General features: G+C 66.0%; 22 protein-coding genes. 16 read left to right on the top strand and 6 right to left on the bottom strand.

Features of this window, described 5'->3' with window-relative positions; translation table 11 throughout:
• Positions 1-5: 5 nt before the first annotated feature.
• Positions 6-1,076 carry a tyrosine-type recombinase/integrase gene (locus FCL41_RS11525; RefSeq protein WP_137067047.1) on the bottom strand — a complete coding sequence of 357 codons (1,071 nt, stop codon included), beginning with the start codon at positions 1,074-1,076 and terminating at the stop codon, positions 6-8.
• A complete protein-coding gene (locus FCL41_RS11530; RefSeq protein WP_170970335.1) occupies positions 1,069-1,647 on the bottom strand; it encodes a helix-turn-helix domain-containing protein in 579 nt (192 codons plus the stop codon). The genes FCL41_RS11525 and FCL41_RS11530 overlap by 8 nt, the downstream gene beginning before the upstream one ends.
• 91 nt (positions 1,648-1,738) lie before the next feature.
• Between FCL41_RS11530 and FCL41_RS11535 the strand changes: the two genes are divergently transcribed.
• From FCL41_RS11535 to FCL41_RS11590, 13 genes are all read left to right on the top strand, one after another.
• The gene (locus tag FCL41_RS11535; RefSeq protein ID WP_137067049.1) at positions 1,739-1,924 is read left to right on the top strand and encodes a helix-turn-helix transcriptional regulator; all 186 of its coding nucleotides are present in this window, start codon (positions 1,739-1,741) and stop codon (positions 1,922-1,924) included.
• A gap of 79 nt (positions 1,925-2,003) precedes the next feature.
• On the top strand, positions 2,004-2,213 hold the full coding sequence (locus tag FCL41_RS11540) for a hypothetical protein (RefSeq protein ID WP_138868063.1): 210 nt from the start codon (positions 2,004-2,006) through the stop codon (positions 2,211-2,213).
• A 460-nt stretch (positions 2,214-2,673) separates the two neighbouring features.
• Entirely contained in the window at positions 2,674-2,925 is a 252-nt protein-coding gene (locus tag FCL41_RS11545) for a hypothetical protein (protein ID WP_137067051.1), read from the top strand.
• An 89-nt stretch (positions 2,926-3,014) separates the two neighbouring features.
• Positions 3,015-3,317, top strand: coding sequence for a hypothetical protein (locus FCL41_RS11550; RefSeq protein WP_137067052.1), 303 nt, complete (start codon positions 3,015-3,017; stop codon positions 3,315-3,317).
• Between the two features lie 164 nt (positions 3,318-3,481).
• Complete coding sequence (locus tag FCL41_RS17110) at positions 3,482-3,619, top strand: hypothetical protein (protein ID WP_170970336.1); 138 nt, start codon at positions 3,482-3,484, stop codon at positions 3,617-3,619.
• The gene (locus FCL41_RS11555; RefSeq protein WP_137067053.1) at positions 3,616-3,903 is read left to right on the top strand and encodes a hypothetical protein; all 288 of its coding nucleotides are present in this window, start codon (positions 3,616-3,618) and stop codon (positions 3,901-3,903) included. The genes FCL41_RS17110 and FCL41_RS11555 overlap by 4 nt, the downstream gene beginning before the upstream one ends.
• On the top strand, positions 3,896-4,102 hold the full coding sequence (locus tag FCL41_RS11560; RefSeq protein ID WP_137067054.1) for a hypothetical protein: 207 nt from the start codon (positions 3,896-3,898) through the stop codon (positions 4,100-4,102). The genes FCL41_RS11555 and FCL41_RS11560 overlap by 8 nt, the downstream gene beginning before the upstream one ends.
• A 32-nt stretch (positions 4,103-4,134) precedes the next feature.
• Positions 4,135-4,947 carry a hypothetical protein gene (locus tag FCL41_RS11565; protein WP_137067055.1) on the top strand — a complete coding sequence of 271 codons (813 nt, stop codon included), beginning with the start codon at positions 4,135-4,137 and terminating at the stop codon, positions 4,945-4,947.
• 433 nt (positions 4,948-5,380) lie between these two features.
• On the top strand, positions 5,381-5,974 hold the full coding sequence (locus tag FCL41_RS11570; RefSeq protein ID WP_137067056.1) for a hypothetical protein: 594 nt from the start codon (positions 5,381-5,383) through the stop codon (positions 5,972-5,974).
• On the top strand, positions 5,974-6,402 hold the full coding sequence (locus FCL41_RS17820; RefSeq protein ID WP_137067258.1) for an NUDIX domain-containing protein: 429 nt from the start codon (positions 5,974-5,976) through the stop codon (positions 6,400-6,402). The genes FCL41_RS11570 and FCL41_RS17820 overlap by 1 nt, the downstream gene beginning before the upstream one ends.
• On the top strand, positions 6,399-7,145 hold the full coding sequence (locus FCL41_RS11580) for a hypothetical protein (protein ID WP_137067057.1): 747 nt from the start codon (positions 6,399-6,401) through the stop codon (positions 7,143-7,145). Before FCL41_RS17820 ends, FCL41_RS11580 begins: the two co-directional genes overlap by 4 nt.
• Positions 7,146-7,449: 304 nt before the next feature.
• Complete coding sequence (locus FCL41_RS11585) at positions 7,450-7,710, top strand: hypothetical protein (protein WP_137067058.1); 261 nt, start codon at positions 7,450-7,452, stop codon at positions 7,708-7,710.
• Between the two features lie 356 nt (positions 7,711-8,066).
• Positions 8,067-8,561 (top strand): hypothetical protein, encoded by a 495-nt coding sequence (locus tag FCL41_RS11590; protein ID WP_137067059.1) that lies wholly within the window; start codon positions 8,067-8,069, stop codon positions 8,559-8,561.
• A gap of 199 nt (positions 8,562-8,760) precedes the next feature.
• Here the strand turns inward: FCL41_RS11590 and FCL41_RS11595 are convergent, their stop codons facing one another.
• The 3 genes from FCL41_RS11595 to FCL41_RS11605 are packed head-to-tail and all read right to left on the bottom strand — an operon-like array spanning position 8,761 to position 9,691.
• Complete coding sequence (locus tag FCL41_RS11595) at positions 8,761-9,090, bottom strand: DUF6907 domain-containing protein (protein WP_137067060.1); 330 nt, start codon at positions 9,088-9,090, stop codon at positions 8,761-8,763.
• Positions 9,087-9,422, bottom strand: a complete 336-nt coding sequence (locus FCL41_RS11600) for a hypothetical protein (RefSeq protein ID WP_137067061.1) — start codon at positions 9,420-9,422, stop codon at positions 9,087-9,089. The genes FCL41_RS11595 and FCL41_RS11600 overlap by 4 nt, the downstream gene beginning before the upstream one ends.
• Positions 9,419-9,691 carry a hypothetical protein gene (locus tag FCL41_RS11605; RefSeq protein WP_137067062.1) on the bottom strand — a complete coding sequence of 91 codons (273 nt, stop codon included), beginning with the start codon at positions 9,689-9,691 and terminating at the stop codon, positions 9,419-9,421. The genes FCL41_RS11600 and FCL41_RS11605 overlap by 4 nt, the downstream gene beginning before the upstream one ends.
• A 610-nt stretch (positions 9,692-10,301) precedes the next feature.
• Between FCL41_RS11605 and FCL41_RS11615 the strand changes: the two genes are divergently transcribed.
• Together FCL41_RS11615 and FCL41_RS11620 are read left to right on the top strand one after the other, a co-directional pair.
• Positions 10,302-10,736, top strand: coding sequence for an ATP-binding protein (locus tag FCL41_RS11615; RefSeq protein WP_137067064.1), 435 nt, complete (start codon positions 10,302-10,304; stop codon positions 10,734-10,736).
• Position 10,737: 1 nt separating this feature from the next.
• Positions 10,738-11,547 carry an RNA polymerase sigma factor SigF gene (locus FCL41_RS11620; RefSeq protein ID WP_137067065.1) on the top strand — a complete coding sequence of 270 codons (810 nt, stop codon included), beginning with the start codon at positions 10,738-10,740 and terminating at the stop codon, positions 11,545-11,547.
• 84 nt (positions 11,548-11,631) lie between these two features.
• Here the strand turns inward: FCL41_RS11620 and FCL41_RS11625 are convergent, their stop codons facing one another.
• Positions 11,632-12,057: a hypothetical protein gene (locus FCL41_RS11625; protein ID WP_137067066.1), complete on the bottom strand. Its 426-nt coding sequence runs from the start codon at positions 12,055-12,057 to the stop codon at positions 11,632-11,634.
• A 196-nt stretch (positions 12,058-12,253) separates the two neighbouring features.
• On the opposite strand from FCL41_RS11625, the gene FCL41_RS11630 reads away from it, so the two are divergent.
• Positions 12,254-12,505, top strand: coding sequence for a WhiB family transcriptional regulator (locus tag FCL41_RS11630; protein WP_068113543.1), 252 nt, complete (start codon positions 12,254-12,256; stop codon positions 12,503-12,505).
• Positions 12,506-12,517: the final 12 nt, after the last annotated feature.

Here is a 12,517-nt window from a genome sequence, read left to right on the forward strand (position 1 = left end):
AGACGTCAGCTAGACGCCGCTCCAGTCCGCAGCCAGTCCGCGGAGCTGAGGGCGGCGTCTAGCGCATTTCGGGTGCGGTCCTCATCGCCCGGCACCAGGTGCGCATAGGTCCGCAGCGTGATGTTCGCGGACCCGTGGCCGAGGAGCTTCTGCACCTGAACGATGGACGCTCCCCCGGACAACGCCACCGATGCGCAATAGTGCCGCAGGTCGTGGCTTGTGAAGTCGACGCCAGCTCTGCTGGTTGCGTCCTTGAGAATCTGCTTCCACCGTCGGTACGACAAAGGCTTTCCGAACTCATCGAGGAGCAGGGGGCCGTCGCCGTTGTGCTCGAGTCGTGCGATCGCGTCCAGGACGACCTGACCGATGGGTACCACCCGGCTCACACTCGACTTGGTGGGGGCGATCTCGTTGGATTGGAGGCGTTGCTTGCTGACGTCGATGGTCCGGCGCAGATAGTCCACGTCGAACACGTTGAGCCCGAGCAGTTCCCCGATTCGCAGTCCAGAGCCCGCCAGGATCACCACGATGGGGCGCCATCGCTCATCCAGTTCGTCACAGACGGCCTGAATCTCATCCAGGGTGGGCGGGACCACCTCGGTGCGCGTTCCGGGCGGGAGAGCGACGTCTATGCACGGCGAGAAGGCAATGAGCCGGTCTCGCACGGCCGACGAGAACACGCGAGCAAGCACGTCATAGATGTTGCGGATGGTGCCGGGCGCTAGACCCTTGTCGACCAGACGCTTGACGAACGCCTCAACGTGCATCGGGCGGACGGCCTTGATGGGGTACTCCCCCAGTTCCGGCAGGACATGGACGCGTAGCGCGTTGTCGATGATCTGGAGCGTGCCGGCTCTGTTGACGCGGTTGCTCTCCCACGCGGCGGCGTAGTCAGCGACCTTGACGAGGCCCGCCCGAGGGTCGACATAGGTTCCCGCTACCTGCGATGCGGTGACCTCGTCGAGCCATCGTTGGGCGTCGACCTTCCGCGGGAAATGACGCGCATGCTCCTTGCCGGCCTCATCGCGGTAGCGGGCGCGCCACTTGCCGTTGTCACGCTTCTGGATGCTAGCCATCGGTCGGATCCGCATCCGCATTGTGGATGACGTAATCCACGCTGCGCTCGATAAGCGCCTTGTCTGTGCGACGTTCGGCTTCTATCTCTCCGAGTGCGCCCTGGACGACCTTCACGGGGTCGACCTGAAGCAGTGTGGCAGCGTCGTTGAGAAGGGAGTCTTCGACGTGAACTTCAGTCCTCTCAATCCCGTCGAGCGTGAACTGCAACGCCATCTTCTTCCTAATGAGGGACAGCGCCGCCTCATGGAGCACTTCCCAAGCCGCCTCGACGTCGCCCGTGTGTCGCATCAACACCGCCGACCAGTCCATCACCGACTCCTCGGCGACCAACGTTTCGACTCCGACCTCCAAAGCGTTTGCGACAGCCTTCACCTCTCGCAACTTGAGGGAACGCTGACCCTTCTCGATCTTCACGACGGTCTGCTGTCGGAATGGAACCCCCCGTTCGGCCACCCTGGCTGCGAGGTCCGTTTGCGTTAGGTCTCGCGCCTTGCGCAACTTCTCCAAGTTTTTCCCCACTTGGGCATCGAAGCGGTCGACGGACCCTGCGGATTTCGGTTGATCAGTCATGGTGGGCACGGTACACCGTTTAGGAGTGCTTGCCAAACCCCAAACGGGTGTGTACAGTGGTGTAGACCGACTACACCAGATTGAGGTAATCATGAATCCGCACCTACTGCGTCTGCCCGAAGTGTCCGAAATGACCGGCATTCCCGCGGCCACGCTCCGCTTCTGGCGACACCAAGGAACCGGCCCTAGGTCCACGAAGCTCGGGCGGCGCGTTGTCTACCGAGAAGCCGATGTCATCGCCTGGATCGACGAACAGTTCGAGAAGGCCAGTGCCTAGAACGGCCACCCCTCCCCCGGCGATCCCGCTCGCCCGCAACGCCTCACCGCCGCACGCCCTCCGATGGCCCGTCGAAGACGTGCGATTCGCCCGAAGCCGCCTGCATGCCCACGGCTTCGACGACCAGCAGGCCACCGACTACCTCGACTACCTCGCGATGGTGCGCGGAGTCCGCAGCATCAAGCGCTATCTGTCCGCGGCCAGCGCCACAAACCTTGAGTTGATCCGGGCACGACCCGACGAGGTTCTGGGCGAACTTCGCGCCCACGCACGACATGAAAACAAGTGAGCCGTCCGGTGCTGGAACACCGAACGGCTCTTCGAAGCCCCGCCCAGCCGTTGAAGCACGGAAGGAGTCTCCATGAGGAGAGTACCCCCCATCCCACCTAACCCACGCGCATCCACCAAGGAACGCCCCGAGGCCCCATGGCCCGGGGCGTTCCCCATTTCTCACCGCCGCCTTACAGCTTGTCCGTGCGGCCACTCCCCCGGCGAAGAACCATGCCTGGCAGAGCGGCCCGCGCCCAGCGACACGCAAATGTGCTGTGGCGCCTTCGACCTTGCGGCCCTGCGTCAGGGTCGCGGGTGCCCGCGTCACGATCGGCGGGTGGTCGCGTGATCGACCAGACCCCCGCCGAGAAGGCGGCTGAGGATGCCGAGTTCGCGCGTCGCGTCGCGTCGTGGCGTGACGAGTGGAAACACCTGGCTGACGGCTGGGTACATCCCGCGAACCGACGCAGGGAGGCCGCATGAGCGCCCCCGTCATCACGGTCACCTTCGAAGGCCCGCATGCCGCCACCGTGGCCGGCTGGCGTGGCCGTGAGCTCCTCGAGCACATGACCGGCCGCATCCCACTCTGGATGCCCCTGAGGCGCGGTTGGTACACGCGACCCCGGACCGCGCGTGACCTCATCGCAGAGGCAGAGCGGAGAGGCTGGCGAGTCGAGATCGGGCAACCCGACGAGCACGCCGCAGCGCACGCCAGAGGTGTGCTGTGGTGAGGCGACGGGAGGAAGGGTCCTGGGCGAGGCACCATCAAGGCCCCTATCTCGACCACGCCGCCAACCCGAAGTTCTCATACGCCCTACGGGTGGCGTTCCTGGCCTACGCCACCCACAAGGCAAACGGTCACGCCACGTTCAAGCAAGGCGAAATCGGCACGGCACTAGGCCGATTCGATGAGGACGGCACATTCGTGCCCCTCGACCGTCGAGCGGTCTGGCGAGCGATCCAGGAAGCCATCGACTTCGACCTCCTTGCCCCAGACAGCAAGACCCTGTGCCTTGTGGTGCCGGGGCACCGCATCTCCGGCGGGTTGGGTGACGAGCACGCCCCGTGCAGACGCCATCCCAAGCGGCAGTCAGCTACTCGCTCACTGCGAGCCGTGTCCTGACGAAACGACTACGCCGCACGTAGTCACTTCGCCCGAAACGTCTGCGCCAAACGTAGTCGTTTCGCACCAAACGACTACGCCCAACGTAGTCGTTTCAGGCTCACGCCCTCTCTTCTTCTCCCTCTACCCGCACCCGACAGACCACCCCAACCAAAGGCAACCCAATGACCACACCAACCCTGCTGATCTGCCCCGCGCACGACTGCCCCGCCTACATCACCCCCGACCCCCGCCACGTCGCCAACCTCACCGCCTGCGGCACCTGGCACTGCAACGACCACCGACCGAACGAGGCCCCGTGAGCCCTGACATCAACCGACGCGCCACGACCAAGAATCTCGACTCCGACAACGCAGCCGAAATGGCCGTCGACCTCGTGATCGGGCTGTCCAAAGTGATCGCCGACCCAGCAGGCGTCCACCGAATCCTGCACCGCTGGCGCGATCGACTCGGCAACGACTTCAACACCATCGCAGTCATTGCCCTGCGCGACGTCTTCGCGGAGTACCTACACCCCACCCCCACAGACCAGGTGCCCGCCGACTCCTGGCACTTCGACAACCAAGGGACAACCGACCGTGAGTGACCACGAAGAGCGTCGCCAGTTCATCAGAAATCTGCTGGGACGTCAGCGCTCCGCCCCCGAGACCGACACGACCGTCGCGCCCCCAAACGAGGCAAACGGCAACGTAGCGGCCCGCGAGGGACACCACCCCAATGCCGGTCCAGACCCTGCCGAAGAGCGCCGGCGGTTCCTGCACACCCTCCTCAACCTCGACCACTGAACGACCCCACCCCTCTAACAAGGAGACCAACCATGACCTTCACCGCCACAGCCGCAACCCAGCAGATTCGCCAGACCTTCCGACTGATGAACCTCGACCTCCCCAAGCGACTCGCCGCCGACCTCACCGAGGCGGAAGAAAGCACGCGCATCACCCTCGCCCCCGGCGACGCGGGGGAAGTCGCCCGCGCTGCCCTAGCCGCGCAGGCTGAAGGGCGCGATCCGGCTGAAGATACCGACGTCCGGACCGCCATCACGCGAGTGCACCTCACCCAACTCAGCGTCGCGATCGACCACACACTCCAGACGGCACGCGACAAGGCAATGCGCGACGCCCTGACCAAGCACGCCCCCGCGATCATCGAAGCGATGCGCCCCCTTGTGGAGGCCGCCGACGCCTCCCTCAACAAGGCGCGCGAAGCACTCGGACGTGACGACCTGCAACTGACCCGCACCACCGTCGCCTCCACCCTGTCCGCCCAGCAGCTGACGCCCTGGGCCATGGCCCGCGACGCACGCGCTGACATCGAGCGTGTGGAGCAGGCATGGACCCAGCTCGCCGCGGTCATGGGGGTTGCGAACGTCAACGATCACACGAGGGTGCTCATCGTGGCCGACACCCTTAACCCCAGTGCCGTCGCAACGTACGACCGCCACACGTTCGGCGTCCCCGCCCACATCTCTAGCGCCACTGGCGCCGTCGACGCTGGGTTGCCCTTGTCGCTGGCGACCTTCGAGCAGTTCGCGGAGCGAGTAGCCGAAGCCGAGGAGAACCGACAGGCGGACGCCGAGCGAGCGCAAGGTGCCTTCGAGCGGGCACGCTCACACGTCTTCAACGTCAGCTAGACGAAGCGGCGCCGATCGCACAGTCGCTGGGGCACCCCACCCCACCCCACCCACCCCCACGCCGCCACTCGTCGTCCTAGGCGGCCCTCTATCTACGCCGAATTTCCACACGCCCCAGGAGGCCCCCGTGGACGTACTACAAGCCGCTCAGAGCGGCGATCGACGTGCTCTGCTTGAAGCGTTACGTGACCACGTAGCGACCGTCATCGCAGAAGGTTGCGCGCCCCGTGACCTTGCTGCGCTCTCTAAGCGCCTCTTGGACATTGATGCCGAGCTTGAGGCCGCGAAGGCGGTTGATGACAGGGACGCACCGGACCCCTACGCAACGGAGCCGTTTGACCCCAACGACATCTGACCCAACTTCACAAATCCGCGCACCAGACCTCGCACATCCGTGTGGGGTCTTTCTGATCTCAGGTCGAAGGAGCAACGAATGACCACGATGACGGCCTTGCAGATCGAACGGCTCGCCCCAAAAAGGGCGATTCCTAGCCTCTACGCCCGTCGCAGCGGATGGCGCCTGACGGGGGGCCTTTGGCACGACACTCTCGGGGTGAAACTGGCCCATGTCGACCTCGTGCCGGGCTCGCCCACGTTCGGCCACTACGACCCCGCCGAGTGCCGCCCGGACCGTTATCCGACCCCGCATGCCGCCCACGGCATGCATGCGCCTGACCCACGTTGCAGCTGTGGCTACCACGTTGTGCCGGAACTGCCCGACCTGCTGGCCTGGCCTGACTACCCGCACCGTGACACCGCAGCGAGCACGTTGGCCCGCGGTCTCGCAGGCTACGCCGATGAGGTGGTCCCGTTCTGGTGCGTAGTGACAGTTACCGCCTGGGGACGCATGGAACCTGCTGCTCCGGGCGCCGGTGACCCACCGGGCACCTTCCGCGCTGAGTTCTTGGCGTTGACCGGGGCATTGATCCTCGACGAGACCGCCCCGCCCGGCGTTGCACCGCTCTTGACCAGTGCGGGCCTGTCTGTGGAGCGTGCCGATCTTGACGCGTTGGCAGGGGCCGCGTGATGTTCACCTACTGCACAGAGGGGCACCGGCATTGGGGGCGTCTCGGGGCCGCAGGGCTACTGCTGGCTGATCGGGGCCGTGTCCTGCTCCAGCTGCGTTCCCGTGGTGTCCACCAGGGCGGTACCTGGTCTATCCCGTGCGGCGCCCGCGAGCGCGGTGAGACGTTCGACGAGGCGGCGCTACGCGAAGCCCGCGAGGAGTGCGGAATAGACCCCACGGGGCTGCGGCCCCTGAACTCTCACGTTTCAGTGTGCGGGGGCTGGCCGTTCGTCACTTTCGTCGCCGCACCGATCCGCCCGCTCGACCTGCGAGCCAACCAGGAGACCGCCCGGGTGGCATGGGTGCCCCTCGACGACGTGGCGGGACTCGACCTACATCCCGGGTTCGCCCGGACCTGGCATGACCGACTAGAGGAGTTGACCCGATGACTGTTGAGTGGACGGCGAGTGAGCGACAAATAGCCCTGGCGGCTGAGGAGTTCGAGGGGGAGGAACGGCGCCTCATCGACACATTTCTGCACAATCGGCGCCGGGCGCGGTTCGAGGCAGAGCCGGTCACCGTCGATGACCTGCGGCGGCTGACCGAGATCCCAGAGGAGGACCGCAAGCCCTACGGCACCGTTAGGGAAGGCTGGCGGTTCGGTCATCTGTCCAGGTCTGGTGCCATCGTCTCCCCGTGGTCCCCCTCGCTGGAGTGGCCCCGAGAGGGAGTGCGCGCCGTGTGCACCCCTACGTCAGAGAGGGCCGCCCCAGATGATGGGCGCGTGTTCCACGGGCACCACGACGCCGCGCCCGTACAACTGTGCTCGTGCGGGGTCTACTACGCCAAGTCCCTTGCCTACCTTGTGCACCACTACGGCGGGATGTGGCCCGACGTGTTCTACCAGGTGCAGGCGTGGGGCGGGGATGAGCTCTCGCCCGAGGACCGGCACGAGACTGCCGGGGAACGGCGCGCACGCTACGTGCGTGTGAAGCCCGGGGGGCGCATGCTCGTCGGGCCAGTGGCTCCACGCCGCGGGGGCGGGAAGCGCCGGACCGGCGCCTACACCGCCAATCTTCTGCGCCACCATTACGGCGCTCGGGTGGAGGTGGTCAAGGCAGACGGCGCCGTGAACGTCCCACCGATGCGGGCGTGGCTCTACACGCTGAGCAAACGGTATCCGCTGGCATAAGTCGCGGGGCGGCTCGCGGAACGGATGGGGTCGCACGCCGAGACGTGTGGCGGCTGGGTCTACGTCACGTTCATCGCCGCGCCAACACGACCGCCCACGCTGAGTGCCAAGCAGGAGACCGCTCGGCTGGCATGGGTGCCTCTGGGGGACGTGAAGACGTTGGACCTGCACCCGGCGTTCGCTCACGCATGGCCCGCCTTGTGCGAGCGAACAGTTCACGTGGACTGTTGGCGTGGAGACAATGTCGGCGGCTGCCCCTAGCGTCCTCTGAAGCAGGAAACGCACACCTAGGAGGAGAGCATCCGTGCAGCAATCATTCGCGAACTACAGCTTCAGTGATGAGAGCTTGAGACACAAGGCTATGTCTGCCCTTATTGCGTCGGGGTACCAGGCCGAATGGGACCCGGGGTACCGAACCTCTCGTCTGAAGGTCGTGGTGCGGGACGGCTCGAGGGACGCGGCCGACGTCGCACGGATCATCAGCAGGATCGACCCGGCTGCAAAGCTGAAGCCGCCTTCTGTTTCCAGCAGGTACCTGGTCGGCTACAGGGACGGTCGTCCCTGATGAGGGCCGGCTTGCCTTCGGGCGTCCAGCGGTCGGGCGGGTGCCGCTCACTCCCATCTCTCCTAGGAATGGGAGAAGTGGACAAACAGTAGGTTTGAACCTATGAGCGACGACAGTTCAAGCGGAGACTCTCCGCAGTACACCCCTGGATGCCCCTAGCTGCGCTGACACGTGTTAGGGCCAACCGCCTCCTCGCGCGCTCGCCAAAGACACCCGCTGGGAGGCGTCCAGGGGTGTGAACGGCGGCGCCGCCAATCCCACACTGAACCGTCGATACGCTCCCGTACTAACCAAGACGGGGTATTCGGCGCAGGAGGTTCTCCGCCAAGAGGTGTCCGCCGGATAGTTTCGGGCGCATGAGCGAATCTCCTTGGTACACAGCCGGAACCGTCATCGAAAGCCAGGTCTACGTCGTGCCTCCGGCCCCGGTGCTGGCGACCCTTCTTGAGTTCACCACGGCAGCACCCGATTTGCTCGTCGCAATGGTGGACTGGGCAGAAGGCGAAACCACGTGGAAGCTGATCGCCAGCGCACCACTCGGCCTTGTGGAAGTCGTGGGATACAAGACGGTTGATGAGTGGCGTGGCGACAGCAAGCAGGACGACCAGGACGGCGAGTCGGTCTCGGCCTTCGTTCAGCCTTGGCGATCGTTGCAGGGAATCAAGTTCTCGCACACGAACTCCACACGTGACTACGAGCATGGGACTATCACGGTTCAAGGGGTCTGGGAGCTCCAATTCGACAACGGCCGAGTCGTTACGCTCGATACGTCGAAGTTGAAGAACGCTCGTTCTCGTGTGGAGATGGATGGCATTCTGAGGATTGCTCGCGACGTTCTAGTGGGCGACTAGTCGGGCATGCAAAGCACCCCCACCGATTCGCCCGGTGGGGGTGCTTTTCTGCATTCCAGGGCTCAGACCAAGCGGAGTTGGGGTCGCCCGCCGCTCCGCCTCGTCGGCTCAGCGCAACCGGAGAGGTTGAGACGACCTGCTGAGAACACAGAACCGCCCCGGTCGATGTGACCGGGGCGTTTCTTGTCGTTTCGGGGCGTCAGCGGTACGTCTCGGCCGCTTCGAGGAGGGCTCGACCGACCCGCCGAGCCTCTGCCTGCGTCAACTCCCAGCCGTCTGCCCCCTTCTCCCCAAGCCTCACCAGGGCAACCGGCCGTCCCGCGGATACGTACTCCTCGGGCTGGACAACCAGGGTGAGTGGAAGCTCGACAACCCTGCCTGCGAGCGGAAGCAGCGCCTTGCTGGTGCAAGTCACCTCCGTCGCCTGGCCCTCGTGGTACCCAACCGCGAACGCGCGGTCTTCCGCGTGAGTGCTTTCGACTTCGTGGGCGCTGACGCACCACGCGGGGCAGTTAGCCACGGCGCTCATGCCGGCACCTCCGCGTTGATGCGGTCCATCGTGTCCGCGGCCGCCAGTAGCAGGCGTGCGAGCGCGCGTGCCTCCTCTGCCGAACTCACGGCCAGTTCGCGGCTGTCCACGACCTCGGGCTGATTCAACTCGATCCCCAGTCGTTCGAGCGTCTCGCCCTTCCCGGTCCAGTACCCGAACCCGGTTACGTCGGCGACCCAGTCGCCCTCGCGGGCGGCGATCGTGCCGTGGATTCGAGCGTCTGAGTCTTGGGGGCCTACGAGTTCGTATCCATGTCCCGACTCTTCGTCACACCAAGACGGGCAGGGCACGGCAACAGGCACGGCGCTCATGCCTTGGTGCCGTTCTTCTCGAGCCACTCGGCGGCAGCGAAGGCGTCGGCGGCGAGGGTATGCAACTCGGCGGCGATCATGTCGGTGCTGTCGTCGACCCCTCCGCGCAGAGTGGCTGTGATGGGCTCGCCCTCGGATTGCCAGTACTCGAACATGCCCTCCACGGGTCCGGAGCGGTGCAGCGGAGGCGTGTTGGTTGCGTGCTCTTCTGGTGTGGCTACGCACCAAGTCGGGCACGGGACGGTCGGGACGGTGCTCGTTGCGTTCATGGGGAACTCCTCTGCTGGGACCATCGGTGGCGTGGGCCGGGCGATTGCTATGCTGCTTGTCAATCGTCAAGGCGTGTCATCAGAGTGACCCATGCACTTGACGATCGTCAAGGGATTTGGAGAAATCAATGCCAGAAAATCTGGTTGGGGTGGCAGAGGTCGCGGACATGCTCGCCGTGAGTCGGCAACGAGTGCACCAGCTCGCCGCCGCAGAGGGGTTCCCGGAACCCGTTGCCGTGCTCAAGGCTGGGAAGATCTGGGAGCGAGCCGACGTGGAGGGATGGGCGCGGTCCCAGGGGCGCCTACGGTCCGCAGCCAGTCCGCAATAGACTCACCAAGCACCACGAACCACCATCGACCCCCAGGGCATATCCGCAGGTCACCTGCCATCTTCCATCAGTTACCACCAGTTGTAGTTATGGTGGGACTAGTGGGAGACCAAGAAGGCCTGAGGCCTCCACGCCGGACGGGGTGGCTGCGCCCTGCGCAGCTCACCCCGTCCGGCGTCTCGCCTCGGGCCCGGCCCGGGAGCACCCCTGCACCTCTCCGCTACACCCCTCTGCACCACCCACCAGCGCAGCTGCTCCTGGCTGCCCCTCGCAGGACGGAAGTGACGACCTTGGACGACCGCTCCCCCGCCGCCACCTCGACAGGACAGGTGCGGCTGAGCGTCCCCGCCGACAGGGCGTTCGTGTACGTCCTGCGCACCACCGCGGCGAGCATGGCCGCCCGGCTCGACTTCACCGTCGACGACATCGAGGACCTGCGCATCGCCGTGGGCGAGGCCGCCGCACTCCTGGTCGCCACGGCGACCCCCGGCTCCGACCTCGAGTGCACCTTCACCGTCGCCCCGGGCGAGGTCCGGGCCACTCTCTCCACGCCGAGCGAAGCCCCCGTGGCCGTCGTGACCGACTCGTTCGCCTGGCAGGTGCTCACCACGCTGACGACCTCCTGCACCAGCACGCACGAGGACGGGGTCGCCGCCGTGACCCTCCAGGTCAACTCCCTGCTCGACGCTCCTGACCTGCAGGGGACCGAGGTCTGACATGACTCCGACCGCCCAGGGCACAGCACCCGGGGAAGAGGCCGAGACCCACTTCGAAGCTCTCCGGCGACGCAGCCACGAACTCTTCGACGTCTTCGTCGCAGCCGAGCCGGACTCCGGCGAGGCACGCTCCACCCGCGACGAGCTGGTCGCCCTCCACCTTCCCCTCGTCGAGCACTGCGCTCGTCGTTTCCGCAACCGCGGGGAGCCGTTGGAGGACCTCGTCCAGGTAGGAACGATCGGCCTGATCAAGTCGATCGACCGCTTCGACGTCGAACGCGGGGTCGAGTTCACGACGTACGCCACCCCGACGATCATCGGCGAGATCAAGCGCCACTTCCGCGACAAGGGATGGGCCATCCGGGTCCCCCGACGTCTGCAGGAGCTGCGCATGCAGATCTCCACGGCCACCGGGGAGCTCTCGCAGAAGCTGGGGCGCTCCCCCACACCGCGCGAGATCGCCGAGGCGCTCGGCGTCACGCTCGACGAGGTCGTCGAGGGCATGGCGTCCTCCAACGCCTACTCCACCCTGTCGCTGGACGCCGGGGACGACGACGACGACCGCGCCCCCTCACTGGCCGACTCGCTCGGCTCGGTGGACGCCAACATCGAGCACGTCGAGATCCGCGAGTCGCTCAAGCCGCTCCTCGACCAGCTCGAACCACGCGAGAAGAAGATCCTGCTGCTCCGCTTCTTCAAGAACATGACCCAGTCGCAGATCGCGGCCGAGGTCGGCATCTCCCAGATGCACGTCTCGCGGTTGCTCACCCGCACCCTCGAGCAGCTGCGTCAGTCGCTCGAGACGGACTGACTCAGGCGGACACCTGACCCCAGGTCGGCAGCGTGGGCGCCGGCCCGGTGGGCTTTCGGCGCCCACCCACGTCGTACGTGGGCGTCAGCGGTCGAGTGCCTTGAGGCTGGCGGGATGGAAGATCCCGACCAGGACGACGAGTGCCGTGACGGCCGCAGCCGCTGCCAGGCCGGGGCTGGCGTCCCGGTTGCTCCACGCCGTGCCGAGGTGGATCAGCTGGGCCATCACCACGATGCTGCGCGCCCAGGTCTCACGCAACCACAGGGCGCGGGCACAGAAGGCCAGGAGGACGCCGTAGGCGACGAAGAACGCCGCCGTGCTGAGTCCCATCGCCAACCGCTTGGAGTCCAGCGCGACCAACTCGGCAATCCCCAGGCCGATGAAGACCACGGCCTCCAGCGCGACGGCGGCAGCGGCCATCGCCAACGCCCACGGAACGCGGCCGGGCGAGTCGGGACCGAGCGTCCCGGCGGGCTCGGAACCGGGGGTAGGCACAGAAGTCGGGGTCACGTCAGCCACTTTAGTTGTGACGGATGTGACGCCCCAAAGGGGTTGTGCAAAACCCCATCTGTTGGAAGATTGGGATGCGCCTGACCGCGGACTCCTCGGAAGTCCCTCTGCGCATTGCCCCACCTCTCTGCCACAGGGTCCACAGACCCTCATGCAGTCACACACTCCCCCCACCCAGGAAGAGGACTCCTCCCCCATGGATTGGCGCCACCGTTCAGCGTGCCTCGACGAAGACCCTGAACTCTTCTTCCCGATCGGCAACACCGGACCTGCGATCCTGCAGATCGAAGAGGCCAAGCAGGTCTGTCGTCGCTGCGACGTCCGCGAGCTCTGCCTGCAGTGGGCCCTCGAGGCCGGCCAGGACCACGGAGTGTGGGGCGGCCTCAGCGAGGACGAGCGCCGCGCGCTCAAGCGCCGCAACGCCCGAGCCCGGGTCCGCACCGCCTGACCCCGTCCCGCG

The organism is Nocardioides jishulii (assembly GCF_006007965.1).
Taxonomy (GTDB): domain Bacteria; phylum Actinomycetota; class Actinomycetes; order Propionibacteriales; family Nocardioidaceae; genus Nocardioides; species Nocardioides jishulii.